This window comes from Mycobacteroides franklinii, from assembly GCF_002013895.1.
GTDB classification, from domain to species: domain Bacteria; phylum Actinomycetota; class Actinomycetes; order Mycobacteriales; family Mycobacteriaceae; genus Mycobacterium; species Mycobacterium franklinii.
Genome location: NZ_MAFQ01000008.1, coordinates 1 through 17,906, shown reverse-complemented (window position 1 = coordinate 17,906; position 17,906 = coordinate 1). Strand labels below are relative to the sequence as shown.

16 protein-coding genes are annotated in these 17,906 nt (G+C 64.3%); 12 read left to right on the top strand and 4 right to left on the bottom strand.

The window, feature by feature from the left end; genetic code table 11:
* The first annotated feature begins 90 nt into the window (after window positions 1-90).
* The 4 genes from nth to marP are packed head-to-tail and all read left to right on the top strand — an operon-like array spanning window position 91 to window position 3,540.
* Window positions 91-888, top strand: coding sequence for an endonuclease III (gene nth / locus B4393_RS14505; protein ID WP_109558669.1), 798 nt, complete (start codon window positions 91-93; stop codon window positions 886-888).
* Between the two features lies 1 nt (window position 889).
* Window positions 890-1,543 carry a TlpA family protein disulfide reductase gene (locus B4393_RS14500; RefSeq protein ID WP_078334724.1) on the top strand — a complete coding sequence of 218 codons (654 nt, stop codon included), beginning with the start codon at window positions 890-892 and terminating at the stop codon, window positions 1,541-1,543.
* 3 nt (window positions 1,544-1,546) lie between these two features.
* On the top strand, window positions 1,547-2,278 hold the full coding sequence (locus tag B4393_RS14495; RefSeq protein WP_070937339.1) for an NUDIX hydrolase: 732 nt from the start codon (window positions 1,547-1,549) through the stop codon (window positions 2,276-2,278).
* On the top strand, window positions 2,275-3,540 hold the full coding sequence (gene marP / locus B4393_RS14490; protein WP_078334723.1) for an acid resistance serine protease MarP: 1,266 nt from the start codon (window positions 2,275-2,277) through the stop codon (window positions 3,538-3,540). Before B4393_RS14495 ends, marP begins: the two co-directional genes overlap by 4 nt.
* Here the strand turns inward: marP and B4393_RS14485 are convergent.
* Together B4393_RS14485 and B4393_RS14480 are read right to left on the bottom strand one after the other, a co-directional pair.
* Entirely contained in the window at window positions 3,514-4,476 is a 963-nt protein-coding gene (locus tag B4393_RS14485; protein WP_078334722.1) for an alpha/beta fold hydrolase, read from the bottom strand. The genes marP and B4393_RS14485 overlap by 27 nt on opposite strands.
* Before the next feature lie 30 nt (window positions 4,477-4,506).
* Entirely contained in the window at window positions 4,507-5,028 is a 522-nt protein-coding gene (locus tag B4393_RS14480) for a phage holin family protein (RefSeq protein ID WP_078334721.1), read from the bottom strand.
* Between the two features lie 280 nt (window positions 5,029-5,308).
* Here B4393_RS14480 and B4393_RS14475 point away from each other — a divergent pair, with 280 nt between their 5' ends.
* Window positions 5,309-6,004, top strand: coding sequence for a chymotrypsin family serine protease (locus tag B4393_RS14475; protein WP_078281969.1), 696 nt, complete (start codon window positions 5,309-5,311; stop codon window positions 6,002-6,004).
* Window positions 6,005-6,094: 90 nt separating this feature from the next.
* Here the strand turns inward: B4393_RS14475 and acs are convergent, their stop codons facing one another.
* A complete protein-coding gene (gene acs / locus B4393_RS14470) occupies window positions 6,095-8,071 on the bottom strand; it encodes an acetate--CoA ligase (protein WP_078334720.1) in 1,977 nt (658 codons plus the stop codon).
* A 183-nt stretch (window positions 8,072-8,254) separates the two neighbouring features.
* On the opposite strand from acs, the gene B4393_RS14465 reads away from it, so the two are divergent.
* The 5 genes from B4393_RS14465 to B4393_RS14445 are packed head-to-tail and all read left to right on the top strand — an operon-like array spanning window position 8,255 to window position 14,167.
* Window positions 8,255-9,874 carry a peptide ABC transporter substrate-binding protein gene (locus B4393_RS14465; RefSeq protein ID WP_078334719.1) on the top strand — a complete coding sequence of 540 codons (1,620 nt, stop codon included), beginning with the start codon at window positions 8,255-8,257 and terminating at the stop codon, window positions 9,872-9,874.
* Complete coding sequence (locus B4393_RS14460; protein WP_005064981.1) at window positions 9,871-10,842, top strand: ABC transporter permease; 972 nt, start codon at window positions 9,871-9,873, stop codon at window positions 10,840-10,842. Before B4393_RS14465 ends, B4393_RS14460 begins: the two co-directional genes overlap by 4 nt.
* A complete protein-coding gene (locus B4393_RS14455) occupies window positions 10,835-11,749 on the top strand; it encodes an ABC transporter permease (protein WP_025089071.1) in 915 nt (304 codons plus the stop codon). Before B4393_RS14460 ends, B4393_RS14455 begins: the two co-directional genes overlap by 8 nt.
* Before the next feature lie 24 nt (window positions 11,750-11,773).
* Complete coding sequence (locus B4393_RS14450; protein WP_025089070.1) at window positions 11,774-13,399, top strand: ABC transporter ATP-binding protein; 1,626 nt, start codon at window positions 11,774-11,776, stop codon at window positions 13,397-13,399.
* Between the two features lie 24 nt (window positions 13,400-13,423).
* Complete coding sequence (locus B4393_RS14445; RefSeq protein ID WP_005083520.1) at window positions 13,424-14,167, top strand: Fic family protein; 744 nt, start codon at window positions 13,424-13,426, stop codon at window positions 14,165-14,167.
* A 415-nt stretch (window positions 14,168-14,582) separates the two neighbouring features.
* Here the strand turns inward: B4393_RS14445 and B4393_RS14440 are convergent, their stop codons facing one another.
* A complete protein-coding gene (locus B4393_RS14440; protein ID WP_005092116.1) occupies window positions 14,583-15,464 on the bottom strand; it encodes an HAD-IB family hydrolase in 882 nt (293 codons plus the stop codon).
* Window positions 15,465-15,847: 383 nt separating this feature from the next.
* Here B4393_RS14440 and ssd point away from each other — a divergent pair, with 383 nt between their 5' ends.
* Both ssd and B4393_RS14425 read left to right on the top strand, forming a co-directional pair.
* Window positions 15,848-16,921, top strand: coding sequence for a septum site-determining protein Ssd (gene ssd, locus B4393_RS14430; RefSeq protein ID WP_005092117.1), 1,074 nt, complete (start codon window positions 15,848-15,850; stop codon window positions 16,919-16,921).
* A partial coding sequence (locus B4393_RS14425; protein ID WP_016888799.1) for a TadA family conjugal transfer-associated ATPase occupies window positions 16,918-17,906 on the top strand: 989 nt, incomplete at its 3' end. The genes ssd and B4393_RS14425, both read left to right, overlap by 4 nt.

The following is a 17,906-nucleotide window of genomic DNA, read 5'->3' as shown; positions in this document are numbered from 1 at the left end:
TCGGCGAGGTCACGAAAAACAACCGGTTTGTCCTGCGCAAGGGTGTAATCGGTGCCCTGGGCCGCAGCGGCCGCCGGTTACGCTGGGATTGTGTCAACGACCGGATCCACCTCTAAGCCCAGAGCGAAATCGTCGGCGAAGACCCCAGCCCCGATCCGCGCCTGGAAGCCCGAGACGCACATCGGGCTGGTCCGTCGTGCACGACGGATGAATCGCACTCTGGCGCAAGCATTTCCGCACGTCTACTGCGAACTCGATTTCACCAACCCGCTGGAATTGGCGGTGGCCACCATCCTGTCGGCCCAATGCACCGATGTCCGGGTCAACATGGTGACGCCCGCGTTGTTCGCCAAGTACCGCACCGCCGAGGACTATGCGGGGGCCAATCGAGCAGAGCTCGAGGAGATGATTCGCACCACGGGCTTCTATCGGAACAAGGCGAACTCGATCATGGGTCTGGGTGCGCAGTTGGTGGAGCGCTACGGCGGCGAAGTACCGCCGCGGCTCAAGGATCTGGTGACCCTCCCCGGCATCGGCCGCAAGACCGCAAATGTTGTTCTGGGCAACGCCTTTGACATACCAGGCATCACCGTTGACACACATTTTGGCCGGCTGGTGCGTCGCTGGCGGTGGACCGAGGAAGAAGATCCGGTCAAGGTTGAGCACATTGTCGGGGAGCTCATCGAGCGCAAGGAATGGACCCTGCTCAGCCATCGGGTGATCTTCCACGGCAGGCGTGTGTGCCACGCCCGCAAGCCCGCCTGTGGTGTCTGTGTGCTGGCCAAGGACTGTCCGTCCTACGGGCTGGGCCCGACCGATCCGGAGCTGGCCGCACCACTGGTGAAGGGTCCGGAGACCGAGCACCTGCTGGCGTTGGCCGGGTTGTGACGTGGCTCGACTCAACACCGGGGCCCGGTGGACGATCGTCGGGGTGGTGCTGATCGCGGCGCTGATCACTGTCATGTTGTCGCAGCAGCACGATCAGCAGCGGCGTGGATCGCCGGGCCAAGAGCCCGTCGCCTCGCGGGAACGCCGAGACGCCGATACCCCGGAAGCTCTCGCGGAGCTGCGCCGTCAGGCGCAGTTGCCGGCGTGCCCGACCGCGAGCACCAACCCGGGCATGCCCGAGCTTGCCGGGATAACGCTGGACTGCAGTGGGGTTCGGGTGCCGGTCGGTTCGGTACTCGCCGGGCATCAGGTGGTGCTGAATCTGTGGGCCTACTGGTGCGGTCCCTGTGCCGATGAACTGCCCGCGATGGCCGAACTGCAGCAGCGTGCGGGGGACAAGCTCACCGTGATCACCGTGCACCAAGACGAGAACGAGGCGGCCGGGCTGAACAGGCTTGCCGAGTTACACGTCCGGTTGCCGATGATCCAGGACGGCGCCCGGCGGATCGCAGCCGCGCTGAAGTCGCCGAATGTGATGCCCACGACCATTTTGATCCGCCCGGACGGTAGCGTTGCCCGAGTGCTACCGCGTTCGTTCACTTCGGCGGATGAGATCGGTGCCGAAGTGGAGCAAGCGTTGGGAGTGAGGTTCTAGTCGATGACCGTCGCCCCCTTGGCTCCTGATGCCGCCCCTGACTGGATGCGACCGCTGGTGGACAACGCCGCCAGCGTCAAGGACATCTATGGCCGGGGTGTGCACCCAGCGGTCAAGGCGATACTGCAGGCGCGCAAGCTGCCTTCTTCCGGCCGGCCGGCTGCCGTACTGGTGCTGGTGTCTGCCGACGGCGCGGTGACCGACCCGACGGAGGCGGATCTGTTGCTCACGGTGCGTGCGTCGACGTTGCGCCAGCACAGCGGACAGGTGTCGTTTCCGGGCGGCGCCACCGACCCAGGCGACGGAGGACCGGTGGGTACCGCCCTGCGCGAGGCGCAGGAGGAGACGGGACTGGACCCCGTTCGCGTACAGCCGCTGACGGTGATGGACTCGCTGTTCATCCCGCCGTCCGGTTTCCACGTCTCACCGGTGCTTGCGTACTCGCCCGATCCCGGCCCGGTGCTGGCCGTCGATCCCGGCGAGACCGCTGAGGTATCGCGAGTGAAGATCGGTGACCTTGTCGATCCGGCGAATCGGATCATGGTGACCAAGAAGACATTTGGAATTCGGTACAGCGGTCCGGCGTTCCTGCTGCCGGGCATGCTGGTGTGGGGCTTCACCGGACAGATCATCTCGGCGATGCTGGAGGTGTCCGGCTGGGCGCAGCCGTGGGACACTCGTAACCTTCGTGATCTTGATGAGCTGCTGGCCGAGCACCTGGGAGGGTCGGTATGAATCTGAATCCGTCGCAGTGGCTCGATATCGGCGTCATCGCTGTCGCGTTCATCGCGGCCGTATCAGGCTGGCGTTCTGGCGCCCTGGGCTCTCTCATGTCCTTCGTCGGAGTGATCCTGGGTGCGGTGGCCGGCATCATGCTGGCTCCGCACGTGGTGGCCAACATCGAAGGGTCTCGCACCAAGTTGTTCGCCTCTCTGCTCCTCATCCTGGTGCTGGTGGTCATCGGCGAGGTCGCCGGCGTGGTGCTGGGCCGGGCCATGCGTGGCGCCATCAAGAACCGCGCACTGCGTGCCGGGGACTCCGTGGTGGGGGTGGTGCTACAGGTGGCCGCCGTGCTGGTCGCCGCGTGGTTGCTCTCCATCCCGATGCAGAGCTCCAATCAGCCGAACATCTCTGCGGCAGCGCGTGATTCAAAGGTATTGAGCCAGGTCGACAAGTACGCGCCAGACCAGTTGCGCAAGGTTCCCAACGACCTGTCGAAACTGTTGGACACCTCGGGGCTGCCCAGTGTGTTGCAGCCGTTCGGCAAGACGCCGATCGCCGCGGTGGACGCACCCGACGTGACGCTCGCCGACGGCCCGGTGGTGCGCGGCTCCGAGCCGAGTGTCGTCAAGATCAAGGGCATTGCCCGCAGCTGCCAAAAATCGCTCGAGGGAACCGGATTCGTTATCGCGCCGCATCGGGTGATGTCGAACGCTCACGTCGTGGCCGGCACCAACAGTGTCACCGTCGAGTCGGCGGGACAGACCTTTGACGCCACTGTGGTGTCCTACGACCCGGGCGCCGACATCTCGATCCTCGCGGTTCCTGATATGCCCGCGACGCCGCTGGTTTTCGCGCCCAAGCCCGCCAAGACCGGTGACGATGCGATCGTGCTCGGCTACCCGGGCGGCGGGAACTACAAGGCATCACCGGCGCGGGTGCGGGAGATCATCGAATTGAATGGTCCGGACATCTATCGATCCACCACCGTGACCCGCGAGGTGTACACCGTGAGGGGTTCGGTGCTGCAAGGCAATTCGGGTGGCCCGTTGATCGACACCGAAGGCCGCGTGCTTGGTGTGGTCTTTGGGGCCGCGATCGACGACGACGACACCGGCTTCGCACTGACCGCCAAGCAGATCAAGGATCAACTCCCCAAGGCGGAGCTCGCCGATCCGGTGAGCACCGGCAGCTGCATTTCCGCACCCGAGGCCAACAAGTCGCCGGAGCAGCCCGTCAACGGGCCGCAGTCACCGCCGCCCGGTAAAACGCCGTAGATGTTCGTTGACGGTCACGGGGTCTTCCTCGTGGCCGTAGTGACCCACCTCGCGTAGCGCCACGAACTGCCCGTTGGGTGCGTACGGCAGCGAGCGGTGTACCGGGTCGGCGAGCACATACGGATCTGCCTCGCCGCGCATGTGCAGTACCGGGATGGACAGCTCACGATTCATCGACCGCATGAAGCGCCAACCTTCGCTGCGCAACTGGCTGCGCACCGCCCAGCGCTGATACTCCAGCGCGCAGTGGGCCACACCGGGAATCGCGATAGCGGTGCGTAGATGCTTGATGGTTTCTGCGAAATCCTCGGTGGTGGTCCACTGCGCGCCCGCGCGCGAGCGCATCAGGTTCTCCAGCTCTGCGGCGCGATGACCTGTCAGGGTGCGCTCGGGCAGGATCGGTACCTGGTAGCGCATCAGGGAAGGCAACAGCGCCCGGCCTTGGCCGGTCCCGCGGAACATCGAGGTGCACAGCGCGATCGGGTGCGGTGAGCTGACCACCGCGATGGCATCGACGAGGCGAGGATGCAGATTGGCGGTGGCCCAGCAGACCAGTCCGCCCTCGGCATGGCCGACGAGTGTGGCCGAGGTGTGGCCCAGGGCGCGAATCAGTCCGGCGGTGTCTCCGGCCAGCGTCCACCCGTCGTATCCGCGCGGGGGTTTGTCGCTGCCCCCATAGCCGCGCAGATCGACGGCCACCACGCGGGCATCGGTCAGCGCGCCCAGCTGATGACGCCATGACCACCAGAAGGAGCCAAATCCGTGTAGCAGCAGTACCAGTGGCCTGCTGGTGACGGCCACGGTCGCCGCGTCGGGAGCCTCGGCCTCCACCACGTGGAACCGAATTCCGTTGGCGTGTACGTCAAAATGGCGCCATGGGCCGACGATGCGGACCACGGACGGATCAGGGTGTCGGGCCGTCTGGTCAAACAGCATGGTGTGTCGGTATCGAGCCGACGGGATCGACTACCAGCCCGACGGGTCTGCGGGCTTGATGGCCTTAGGGCTCGAGGGTGCTTCGTCATCGCGGCTGAATACGTTGGCCGTTTCCTTGACACTCTCGATGGTTGCTTGAGGTCCACGTATGCGTCTGACTTGGAGATAGCCGATCAGTACCGCGAGGATCGCGACGAACACCATGGCGCCGAAGATGATCAGGTACGCGGCCCAGGCAGGCAGCCAGATCTTGAGCACCTCGGCGGCGAAAAAGAAGAAGAAGAACGTCGAGTAGAACAGGACGACGAGAGCCGCGATGAAGAAGATGCTGCCCGCGACGCCCTTCTTGACGTCCCGGACGACCTCGGCGCGGGCGAGTTCCACTTCGGCACGCACCAGCGCGGAAACCTGGGCGGTGGCATCACGGACGAGATTGCCGATGGTGGGTTCGCCGGTGCCGGTCGCGTTCGGATCGGACAGCGGGATGGCGGCGACGGTGATCGGAACGCCATTGCTGTCCGTGCGGTAGTTGCGGCTTCCAGGGCTGCTCACTGTGCTCCCTCCGTGTCCCTTACGGGTCCGGTGTGATTCCGGTGAAAACTAGTGCGGCCTATGTTGCCACGTCGGCGGCGCGGTGGCTGCGGCGCGTCTGACCTGGGGGCGTTGTTACCCAATCGATAGCACTGTGACAGAAGTGACCAGTGTGAATCTTGATTAGAATGGGGATATGCGTGGCCGACGGGGGAGAGATGCGGCCGGAGTGAGAAAGGCTGCACCGATGAGCCGCATGTGCGAACAAGCTAGAGCGCCGATGAGGTCGCCCCGGCGGCGGATCCGGTACGGGCTACCGGTTCTGATAGCGCTGTTTGGCCTCGTCGCGGGCGCGATCCCGGCCATCGCGGCTCCCGCAGCCGGCGCCGATGACAAGGTGCCGATGGGCGGCGGCGCCGGGTTGATCATCAACGGTGACACCCTGTGCACGCTGACGACCATCGGTCACGACAACAAGGGCAACCTGGTGGGCTTCACCTCGGCGCACTGCGGTGGCGCGGGGTCTCAGGTGGTCTCGGAGGACTTCCCGAAGAAGGGTGTGCTGGGCAAGTTCGTCAACGGCAACGAGCAGTACGACTACGCGACCATCCAGTTCGATCCGGAGAAGGTCCAGCCGGTTTCGACCTACAAGGGATTCGCGATCACCGGAATCGGCCCGGATCCCCAGCCGGGCGACATCGCCTGCAAGCTGGGACGCACCACCGGCAACTCATGCGGGGTGACCTTCGGTGCCGGAGCCGAACCTGGCACGTTCATCAACCAGGTCTGTGGCCAGCCGGGTGACTCGGGTGCGCCGGTCACCGTGAACGGACAGCTGGTCGGCATGATCCATGGCGCCGCCACCAAGCTGCCCGTCTGCGTCATCAAGTACATCCCATTGCACACGCCGACCACCACGTACTCGATCAACACCGTGCTGGCCGATATCAACGCCAAGAACCGCACCGCCGGAGTGGGCTTCACCCCGGTCGGATAGCGGCAGGGAGCCCCGGCCGAGTGCGAGCCTGACGCGGATATCTGCCCAATTTTCCGCGTGACGCTCGCACTCGACTCGATGCGCTATTCCCTACTTGCTGGCTCTGATCGCCTCGAAGACGCTCGGATCGACCAGCGTGGAGGTGTCACCCAAATCGCGACCCTCGGCCACATCTCGCAGCAGCCGCCGCATGATCTTGCCGCTGCGGGTCTTGGGCAGCTCCGGCACCACGTGAATCTCGCGTGGTTTGGCGATCGGCGAGATCTCCTTGGAAACCTGAGCTTTCAGATGCGACACCAGCTCGTCGCCCTCGACGGTGTGGCTGGCCTTCAGGATCACGAACGCCACGATGGCCTGCCCGGTCGTTTCATCGGAGGCGCCGACGACGGCGGCCTCGGCGACCCCGTCATGCCCGACGAGTGCGGATTCCACCTCGGCGGTGGAGATCCGGTGCCCGGAGATGTTCATCACGTCGTCGATCCGGCCCAGCACCCAAATGGCGCCGTCGCTGTCATAACGTGCGCCGTCGCCGGCGAAGTACCAACCCTTCTCGGCGTAGCGAGACCAGTAGGTCTCCTTGAACCGCTCGGGGTCGCCCCAGATACCGCGCAGCATCGAGGGCCACGGCTTGTCGAGCACCAGGTATCCGGTGACCGGCTCGTCGCCGCTTGCGGGTTCCAGCTGATTCCCGTCGTCGTCAACGATTTTCGCGGAGATACCGGGCACGGCGCGCATGGCCGAACCAGGTTTGGTGTCGGTGACTCCCGGTAGCGGGGAGATCATCGCGGAGCCGGTTTCCGTCTGCCACCAGGTGTCGACGATGGGGGTGCGGTTGCCGCCGATGACCTCGCGGTACCAGCGCCACGCCTCGGGGTTGATCGGCTCGCCGACGCTGCCGAGTAGCCGTAGGCTGGACAGGTCGTGCGCGAACGGGATCTCGCGGCCCCACTTCATGAACGTGCGCACCAGGGTTGGGGCGATGTAATAGATGGTGACACCGTACTTTTCGATGATCTCGAAATGCCGGTGCTCGTTGGGCGACGTCGGCGTGCCCTCGTACACCACTTGGGTGGCGCCGTTGGACAGTGGGCCGTAGACGATGTAGGTGTGGCCGGTGACCCAGCCGATATCGGCTGTGCACCAGTACACGTCGCTCTCGGGTTTGAGGTCGAAGATGTTGAAGTGCGTGTATGAGGTCTGCGTCAGGAACCCGCCCGAGGTGTGCACGATGCCCTTGGGCTTGCCGGTGGTTCCGGATGTGTACAGCAGGAACAGCGGATGCTCGGAATCGAACGGTTCAGCGGTGTGCGTGGTGTCGGCCTTGTCGACCGTCTCATGCCACCACAGGTCGCGACCCTCGGTCCATTCGACGGGAATCTCGGTGCGGCGCACCACCAGAACATGCTCGACGGCACTCGGCTCGCCACCCAGATCGGATGTCGCCGGCCCCGCGGCTCCAAGGGCCTCGTCTACCTGACTCTTCAGCGGGGCCGCGGCGCCGCGGCGCCATTGACCGTCGGAGGTGATCACCAACTTGGCCTGCGCGTCGTCGATGCGGGCGCGCAACGCCGCAGCCGAGAACCCGGCAAAGACGACGCTATGCATCAGGCCCAGCCGCGCGCAGGCCAGCATCGCCACGATGGCCTCGGGCAGCATCGGCATGTAGATGGCCACCCGGTCACCGGAAACCAAGCCGAGTTCGGTCAAGTAGTTGGCGGCCTGGCTGACCTGAGCCAGCAGCTCGGCGTAGGTGATGGTGCGGGTGTCTCCGGGTTCGCCCTCCCAGTGGATGGCCACCCGGTCACCGTTGCCGGCCTCCACGTGCCGGTCGACGCAGTTGTAGGAGACATTGAGCTTGCCGCCCACGAACCACTTCGCGAACGGTGCGTCAGACCAGTCGAGGACCTCGCCGAAGGGCTCGTGCCAGTGCAGGCGGCCCGCCTGTTGCGCCCAGAACCCGAGTCGATCTTCCTCGGCCTCCTGGTAGAGGTCGGCGGTCGCATTCGCTGTCGCTACGAATTCCGGCGACGGCGGATAGCTATCCGGCTCGATGCTGGTTTCGGTCATCTGATCTGGCCTTTCTGCCCTAGACAGGTCCGATGCAAAAGCCTAGTGGGCGCCCATGGTTACCGAGAAGTAATTGGGGCTGTCGTTCAGATCCGGGCACGCTGGTGTGTCGCTGGAGAGACATTGGCGCGTTCCCCGCCTATGGTTCGTCCTACCTGTTCAGCTACCGAGGGAAGGGTGAGGATGAGGTTTCGCCGACTGGCGGTCGCGTTGCTTGTCGGCCTTGCCGCGATCCTGCCCGCTGGCTGCGGTGACCTTGTCACGCCGGCACCCCCGGGCTACTTCAGCATGTACATCACCGAACCCGAGCACACTCTGATACCGGGTAACACCACAGAGAATCAGGGTGGCCGGATCCTGCGCTCGCTGTTTACCGCGCTGGTCGAGTTCAACAACGACACCGCCGCGGTGGAGTACACCGGAGTGGCTCAGTCGATCACCAGTCCCGACAACATCAACTGGACGATAAAGCTCAAGCCCGGGTGGACATTCCACGACGGTGAACCGGTTACCGCACAGTCCTATGTGGACGCGTGGAACTACACCGCCTTGAGTACCAACGCCCAGGGATCATCGAGCTTCCTGGCCAATGTCGACGGATTCGATGAGCTGCAGGGAGATCCGAAGAACAAGATTCCACCGCGGGCGACGCAGCTGCGCGGACTGCATGTCGTGGATGATGTGACGTTCACCGTGCGACTGAACACCCCATTCGCGATCTATCCGATGACATTGGGGTACACCGCATTTCTGCCCTTGCCGAAGGCCTTCTTTCGGGATCCGGTCAAGTTCGGTGTGCACCCGATCGGCAACGGCCCGTTCAAGGCCGACGGCGACTGGGTGCGCGGTGTCGGGTTCACGCTGAGCCGGTACGACCAGTACGCCGGTGAGAAGAAGGCCAAGTCCAAGGGCTTGATCTGGCGGGTGTACACCGAAGGCCTGACCGCCTACACCGATATGCAGGCCGGGGCGCTGGACATCCAACTCGACCTGCCCGACGCTGCCTATGAGAACGCCAGGGCCGAGTTCGGGTCGGCGTTCTTGGAGCGGCCCCGCCCGGACATCACCTCGCTGGGTTTCCCTATGTATGACCCGCGGTATCGCGATGTGCGTGTGCGCCAAGCGATTTCCATGGCCATCGATCGCGAGGCGATCACCCAGGTGATCTTCTCCGGCACTCGTACTCCCGCCACCTCGTACGGTTCGGCGGTGGTCTACGGGTACCGCAAGGGGGCGTGCGGCAAGCTCTGCGAGCTGCATGTCGACGAGGCCAACAAGTTGCTCGACGATGCCCACTTCGATCGGAGCAAGCCGATCGAGCTGTGGTACAGCTCGTCGAGCACCGGTGCGCTGGCGTGGGTGCAGGCCATCGGCAATCAGCTGCAGTCGAATCTGAAGGTGCCGTACTTACTCAAGAGCCTGCCCTGGTCACAGTTCTTGCCGCTACAGGACAGCAAGGGGATGACGGGGCCCTTCCGGTCCGGCTGGGTGATGGATTACCCATCGATCTACAACTTCCTGGAATCGCTGTACGGCACGGTGGCCCTGCCTCCGAACGGTTCCAACTACGTCTTCTACAGCAACCCGGCGTTCGATGAGCTGCTGCGGCAGGGCAATAACCAGCCGACGGTAGAACTCGCGACCAAGGCGTATCAGAAGGCGGAAGACCTGTTGTTCAAGGATCTTCCGGCCGCGCCGCTCTTCTATGAGGTCAACCAGGCGGTGCATTCCAAGCGGGTGCGCAATGTCAAGATCGGCATCCAGGACTGTATTGAGTACGCAGACGTGGAGGTGGTGCAGTGACCACCGTGTTGGGCAACGTCCGACAGTTCTGGCAGAGCGCCGGTCTCTTCCGCTACATCGCCAAGCGGCTGCTGCTCGCGATACCCGTTCTCATCGGGACGTCGCTGCTCATCTACAGTCTGGTGTACGCGCTGCCGGGTGATCCCATCCGGGCATTGGCCGGTGACCGTCCCTTCACTCCCGAAGTCATGGCGCAGCTGCGCGAGCGGTTCCATCTCAACGATCCGTTCTTGGTGCGATACGGTAAGTACATCGTCGGGTTCCTACACGGCGACTTCGGCACCGACTTTCAGCAACGCCCTGTCGCACAGACTGTTTCGCAGCGTCTGCCGGTGACCCTGCGGCTCACCGTGGTAGCCGTGGCGTTCGAGACGATCATCGGTATCACCGCCGGCGTCTTGTGTGCGGTGCGCCGGGGATCGTTCTACGACAACCTGGTCCTGGTCACCACCACGCTCCTGGTCTCGATGCCGGTGTTCGTGCTGGGCTTCCTGGCGCAGTACCTATTCGGCTTCAAACTCGGCTGGTTCCCCATTGCCGGCATCCGCGACGGGTGGTACAGCTTCCTGCTGCCGGGATTGGTGCTGGCCTCGCTGTCCATGGCGTACGTCGCCCGGCTGACCCGGACATCGATGCTGGAGACGATGGATGCCGACTTCGTCCGTACCGCACGTGCCAAGGGCATTTCCGAATCGCGCATCCTGCTGCGGCACACCCTGCGTAACAGCCTGATTCCCGTCGTGACCTTCATCGGTGCGGACGTGGGGGCGCTGCTGGCTGGCGCCGTCGTCACCGAGTCGGTGTTCAACATCCCCGGGCTGGGCCGTGCGACATTCGACGCGGTCCGAAACCAGGAGGGCGCCGTAGTGGTGAGCATCCTGACCCTCATTGTGTTTTTCTATATCTTCTTCAATCTCGTCGTCGACATTCTTTACGCGCTGCTGGATCCGAGGATTCGCTATGAGTGATCCCGTAAACACCCCGGGCCCGGTGTCCGGCCCGGACGCCACCGCCGAGTCCCTGGTGGAACAGGCAGACCTATGGGGCAACGCCTGGAAGTATCTGCGCCGCAGCGGCTTCTTCATCACCGGGTCGATCCTGCTGACGATCCTGGTGTTGATGGCGCTTGCTCCGCAGCTGTTCACCTTTGGCAAGGATCCCCGCGCTTGCGACCTGTACCAGGCGCGCAAGGGGATCAGTGCGGCCCACTGGTTGGGCACCGATCTGCAGGGCTGTGACTACTACGCCAATGTCGTGTACGGGGCCAGGGTCTCGCTGACCATCGGGCTCATCGCAATGGTGGGTGTGTTGATCATCGGTGTCATCGTGGGGGCGCTGGCCGGATACTTCGGAGGCGTCGCCGATTCCGCGCTCTCCCGGCTGACCGACGTCTTTTATGGCATTCCAACGATTCTGGGCGGGATGATCCTGCTGTCGGTGGTGGGGCATCGCACGGTGTGGAGCGTCGCCGGTGCGCTCATCGCCTTCGGCTGGATGACATCGATGCGGTTGGTTCGCTCCAGCGTGATGAGCATCAAGCAGAGCGACTATGTGCAGGCCGCCATAGCTCTGGGTGCGCCGACATGGCGAATCCTGCTGCGGCACATACTTCCGAATGCGTTGGCCCCGGTTCTGGTGTACGCCACCATTGCGGTGGGCAGCTTCATCGCGGCGGAAGCCACTCTGACCTATATGGGCATCGGGCTGGAGCTGCCTGAGATCTCGTGGGGATTGCAGATCAACGACGGGCAGTCGCGATTTGCTTCCACGCCGCGGCTGGTCATCGTTCCGGCGTTGTTCCTCTCGGCGGCCGTGCTGGGCTTCATCATGGTCGGCGATGCCCTTCGCGACGCACTCGACCCCCGGAGAAGGTAGGTGGAGGTGCCCACAAGTGATTCCGTGGTCGACATCACGGGCCTGACTGTCGATTTCGAGGTGGACAAGCAGTGGGTTCCGGCCGTCAAGGCCGTCTCGTTGTCGGTCGCCAAGGGTGAGGTGCTGGCGATCGTCGGTGAATCCGGGTCGGGGAAATCGACTACCGCCATGGCCATCCCGGCCTTGTTGCCGCCCAGCGCGCGCGTTCGCGGCAGCGTGAAGCTCAACGGTGCCGAGCTGCTCGGAGCCACCAACGACGAGTTGCGCGCTGTGCGCGGCAAGGACGTCGCCGTCATCTTCCAGGAGCCGATGACGGCGCTGAATCCGGTGTACACCATCGGTTGGCAGATCGCCGAAGCCGTTTGTGCACATAAGAAGATGTCGCGCAGGCAGGCGCGCGACCGGGCCGTTGAATTGCTTGATCTGGTCGACATGCCCGAGCCGGCTAAGCGGGTCAAGCATTACCCGCACCAGCTTTCCGGCGGGCAGCGGCAGCGTGCCATGATTGCGCAGGCCCTCGCGTTAGATCCCGGGCTGCTCATCGCCGATGAGCCGACCACCGCTCTCGATGTGACCGTGCAGGCCGAAATACTGGATCTCATGCGTGATCTGCGCCATCGTATCGACGCCGGCATCATCCTGATCACCCACGACATGGGCGTGGTGGCCGATATGGCCGACCGGATCATGGTGATGAAGGACGGTGAGGTCGTTGAGCAGGGCGATGCCGAGGGTATTTTCCATCGGGCTCAGCAGCCGTACACCCGGCAGCTGCTGGCCTCGGTGCCGCACCTGGGCGCCACCTTGCATGGTCGCGACGAAAGCAACCCACCACCAACAGATCTGGCGCTGAGTGTGGAACACGCGGTCATCGAATATCCGGGAAAGAGTGGGAGCTTCCGGGCTGTCGATGATGTGTCGTTCACCATCGGTAGGGGTGAGGTGGTGGGCCTCGTTGGTGAGTCAGGGTCCGGAAAGTCCACTATCGGCCGGGCGGCGGTAGGTCTACTGAGGGTGGCATCCGGAACTATTTGTGTTGCTGGACAGGATATTTCGACTGCCAACCGCAAGCAGCTGCGAGATATTCGGAGCAAGGTGGGGGTGGTCTTCCAGGATCCCGGATCCTCGCTGAACCCGCGATGGCCGATCGGCCAGTCGATTGCCGAACCATTGACCCTGCACACCGATATGGATCGCACCCAACGAGAGGGCAGGGTCAAGACGCTGTTGGAGCAGGTGCAGTTGCCGGCCGCTATGCGAAACCGCTTCCCCCATCAGCTCTCGGGTGGGCAGCGCCAGCGTGTCGGCATCGCGCGGGCGCTGGCGCTGGAGCCAACGCTGTTGATCGCGGACGAGCCGACCTCCGCGCTGGATGTATCGGTGCAGGCGACGGTACTCGACTTGTTTGCCGAGCTGCAGCGCGAGCACGGGTTCGCCTGCCTGTTCATCAGTCACGACTTGGCGGTAGTCGAGTTGGTGGCGAGCCGTATCGCAGTGCTCAACCGCGGCCGGCTTGCCGAATTCGGCTCGGATACACAGGTATTGACCGCGCCCAAGGACGACTACACCAAGCGCCTGTTGGCGGCCGTGCCAGTGCCGGATCCGGAGCAGCAGCGGATCCGGCGCGAGGAGCGCCAGGCACTGCGCTGAGCATGTGAGTACTGTTTATCGATCATGACTGACCCACTCGCACCATTGGCTTCCCTGCCGGGAGTGCCCGAAGCCGCCGAAGCCGCCCGCGACGCGTTGAGCAAGGTACATCGTCACCGCGCCAATCTGCGTGGCTGGCCGGTGACCGCGGCGGAGGCAGCGGTACGCGCCGCCAGGTCTTCGTCGGCACTCGATGGCGGCACGATGAAGCTCAGCGCCGATGGGGCGGTGGAAGATCCGATACTCGCCGGCGCGTTACGGGTGGGTCAGGCGCTCGATGGTGACGCGCTGACTCAGCTGGCCGCGGTATGGTCACGCGCGCCACTGCAGGCGCTGGCGCGGTTACATGTGTTGGCGGCCACCGGCATGGCAGATGAGGACACCCTCGGGCGGCCTCGCCCCGGCGCAGACACCGATCGGCTGGAACTGCTGGCGCAGCTGATCTCGGGGGGGACCTCGGTGCCCGCGCCGATTCTCGCGGCGGTGACGCATGGTGAACTCTTGGCGCTGAACCCATTTGGATCTGCCGATGGTGTCGTCGCGCGTGCCGCGTCCCGATTGGTGACGGTGTCGCGGGGTCTTGATCCGCATGCGCTCGGCGTGCCCGAAGTGATGTGGATGCGTCAGTCCGGGCGCTACCGGGAGCTATCCTCCGCCTTCGCCCAAGGCACACCCGAAGCCATCACCGCGTGGATTGTCTTCTGCTGTCAGGCATTAACTGCAGGCGCGGCCGAAGCGACATCGATCGCCGATACCGCAGCCGGATGATTCGAACTCGGCTGGGCCGGACATAAAAACGGGCGACGGTCCGAGTGAATCGGCCCGCCGCCCGTTAGCACGGATCCTCCGGTTACCAAGCGTGCAATGTGGGTTGTGTGGGTGGCCTCGGCGCTTTCACGACGCATCTAACTCGGACTTCACCCAAGAAGTCTGATGAGTTTTCTCTCTTCGCGATTACGCAGGCCCACAACGCTTCTGCCCTTGTCGCGGCGTGCTCCGCGTGGGTGCCGTGGTCCGTGCTGGGACTCCCGCTTCGGGAGATCGGTCCTTCTCTTCCGGATCGACCTTGGCCTCGTCGGGCTTCCGTACCTACTTTCTACACTGAGCGGACGGTCACATCAAGGGGCAATTCTCAAGGTCATTACATTGTTACCTGCGCGCCAAAAGTGACACGTGTGCACTACTACGGACGTAGCTTGCGAATCAGTGAATAGGTAAGCGCCCCAGCAGCTATCGCACTCAGGCCGACGGCCGCCGTGGTGGCGGCCGCGGCGCCGGAGGGAACGGGTATCCGATCGCCGAGCGATACGGGTCGTGAGAATGTCAGCACTGGCCAGCCGCGTGCCATGGATTCCTTGCGCAGCGCGCGATCTGGGTTCACGGCTGTCGGGTGACCGACAGATTCGAGCATCGGTAGATCGGTGATCGAATCGGAGTAGGCGTAGCAGTGCTCCAGCGGATACCCCTCGCGCTTGGCGAGTTCCTGGATCGCGGCTACCTTCCCTGCTCCGTAACAGTAGAAGGCGACATCGCCGGTGTACTTGCCGTCCTCGACGACCATGCGCGTGGCCATGGCGTGGGTGGCTCCGAGGGCGCGCGCGATGGGTGCGACGATCTCTTCGCCCGAGGCGGAGACCACCACGACGTCGCGGCCGCAGAGCTTGTGATCGGCGATCAGATCGGCGGCCTCGGCGAACACCAAGGGGTCGACGATGTCGTGCAGTGTCTCGGCCACGATCGCCTTCACTTGTTCCACATCCCAGCCTGTGCACATGTTGGTGATGTGTGTGCGCATCCGATCCATCTGGTCGTGGTCGGCGCCGGACAGCAAGAAGAAGAACTGTGCATAGCTCGATTTCAGGACCGCGCGTCTGTTGATCAGGCCTTGATCGAAGAACGGCTTGCTGAAGGCGAGGGTGCTCGACTTGGCGATCACGGTCTTGTCTAGGTCGAAGAAGGCCGCTGTTTTGGGGGCCGGTCCGGCGCTCGCGGGTTGTGTGCTGGCCGCGGCGTCCCGGTCTTCAATCGAAGGGGAGGACCCGGGTGCCGTTGCGTGATCGGTCACAGGTCGAGGATAGATCTAGCCGCCTGTGTCGTCGTGTCCATCTGGAAAGTCGCAGCTCAGCCGGGGTGGTCTGGTAACGCGGCGGTGCCAGAAGAAGGCTTGCCTTTCTTTCCCTTTTTTCAGCCGATTGGTCTTGCCACCCTCACCCGGTTCGTGTGTATAGTGGGGTTACTCGGCTATGCCGAGTGTGTCTCAGCCCGACCCCCCGGGGCTGATGCACGACGACCCTCGCCTCCTCCCCCCCTGGCGAGGGTCGTCCTCTTTTCTGGGGACGTTCATCACCGATTTTTGCGGTCACCTCAGATCTATCCACAGAGTTGTCTCCATCCCCAATCTCGATATGACCTCTGGCTCGTCGGCGGTGCAACGCCGATGGTGGAGTTGTGGAGGCAAACACCGGGCAGCCGATCGTCGTCGCCGTCGGTGATCGGCAGCTGAGCAATGAGATCGAACGAATCGTCGCCGCGGCCGGTAAGCCGTTGGTCCTCGCTACCGATGCCGGTTCCATCAGCAGGCAGGCATGGACCCGGGCGGGCGCGGTGGTTCTTGATGGTGCCGATACGTCGATGGCTGCCCTTGCTCAGTTGCCGCGGCGTAGCCGGGTCCTGCTGATCTGCAGAGACGAGCCGACCAACGAGGTATGGCGCCGGGCGGTCGAGGTGGGTGCCGAGCAGGTGCTTGCCTTGCCGGAGGATGAGGCCACACTTGTTGCTGCTTTGTCGGCGATGCCCTCCACCGCCTCGGCGGGCCGTGCTCCAGTGATTGTCGTAGTAGGGGGATGCGGTGGGGCGGGTGCTTCTGTCTTGTGTGCGGCGATCGGTCTTCGCGCCCCGAGTGGGGCAATGATCGTGGATGCCGACCCCTATGGCGGCGGTATGGATCTGCTGCTCGGCTGGGAGGACATTCCGGGTCTGCGCTGGCCGGACGTAGATATGCGCGGCGGCAGGGTGAGCTTCGATGCCCTTCGCCGTGCGTTACCGCACCGGCGCGGACTTGTTGTCTTATCCGGGGATAGGACAGGCGGCGGGGGCAACGTTGAGACGATTGCGGGGGTAATCGACAGCGCGCGTGAGGCCGGAGTTGCGGTCGTCGTGGATCTCCCGCGGCGTCTAGGGGCAAGCGGTGTGGCAGCGCTGGAACGCGCCGACCTGGTGGTGGTCGTGACCACCGCTGAGGTACGTGCGTGTGCAGCGTCGGCACTTGTGGCGCGTGCGGTGCGGACCACCAATCCGAATGTCGGTGTTGTGGTGCGTGGTCCGGCCCCTAGTGGGTTGCGTGCACCAGAGGTCGCCGAAATCGTCGGAGTTCCGCTCATAGCGGCGATGCGGCCGGAACCAAATCTGGCCAGTCGCCTGGACAACGGCGGCCTGCGACTGTCACGCCGCTCACCCTTGGCGGCCGCCGCGCAGTCCGTGTTGTCGCTGGTGTCGCAGGATGGGAAGGCGTCGGCGGCATGACCGGATCATTGATCGATCGGGTACGTGAGCGCCTTGCCGCGGACAACGTGGCGCTGCGCCCCACCGCGGTCGCGGCCGCGATACGCGCCGAATCCGGTGGAGTGCTTGGCGATAGCGATGTGTTGCACAACATAAAGGAACTGCAGAGTGAGCTGTCCGGTGCGGGCATTCTGGAACCATTGTTGTGCGCCGACGACACAACGGACGTGTTGGTCACCGCGCCGGATCGTGTCTGGGTCGATGACGGCCACGGATTGCGTCTCACCGCGGTGCGCTTCACCGACGAGGCCGCGGTACGCCGACTGGCACAGCGATTGGCGCTCGCGGTGGGACGCCGTCTCGACGACGCGCAGCCTTTTGTCGACGGGCAGCTGCTGGACGTGGGTCCGCCGCGCTCGGTGGTGCGCCTTCACGCGGTGCTCGCCCCCATCGCCGCAGCTGGCACATGTATCTCGCTACGTGTGTTGCGCCCCATGGCCAAAGGCCTGGACCAGCTGATCGCCGACGGCACCGTCCCCGAGGATGCCGGCAGATTACTGCGCGGGATGCTGGCGGCCCGGCTGGCCTTTCTTGTCACGGGCGGCACGGGCGCGGGCAAGACTACGTTGTTGTCCGCGCTACTCGGGGCGGTCGACCCGACCGAGCGCATTATCTGTGCCGAGGATGCCGCAGAGCTCGCGCCGCGTCACCCGCATGTGGTCAGCCTGGCCGCGCGCGCTGTCAACATCGAGGGTGTTGGCGAGGTGACGTTGCGTCAGTTGGTGCGTCAGGCATTGCGGATGCGTCCGGACCGAATTGTGGTGGGTGAGGTGCGTGGTGCCGAGGTGGTTGAGCTGCTCACCGCACTCAACACCGGCCACGACGGTGGCGCGGGCACCGTTCACGCGAACGCCCCCGCGGAGGTGCCGGCGCGGTTGGAGGCCCTCGGAGCGCTCGGTGGGCTCGACCGCGCCGCACTGCACTCGCAGTTCGCCGCGGCCATTTT

Coding starts and splice junctions, on each gene's coding strand:
- B4393_RS14495 (WP_070937339.1), top strand. CDS start 1,547: ATGACCGTCGCCCCCTTGGCTCCTGATGCCGCCCCTGACTGGATGCGA.
- B4393_RS14465 (WP_078334719.1), top strand. CDS start 8,255: ATGAGGTTTCGCCGACTGGCGGTCGCGTTGCTTGTCGGCCTTGCCGCG.
- B4393_RS14455 (WP_025089071.1), top strand. CDS start 10,835: ATGAGTGATCCCGTAAACACCCCGGGCCCGGTGTCCGGCCCGGACGCC.
- marP (WP_078334723.1), top strand. CDS start 2,275: ATGAATCTGAATCCGTCGCAGTGGCTCGATATCGGCGTCATCGCTGTC.
- B4393_RS14445 (WP_005083520.1), top strand. CDS start 13,424: ATGACTGACCCACTCGCACCATTGGCTTCCCTGCCGGGAGTGCCCGAA.
- acs (WP_078334720.1), bottom strand. CDS start 8,071: ATGACCGAAACCAGCATCGAGCCGGATAGCTATCCGCCGTCGCCGGAA.
- B4393_RS14485 (WP_078334722.1), bottom strand. CDS start 4,476: ATGCTGTTTGACCAGACGGCCCGACACCCTGATCCGTCCGTGGTCCGC.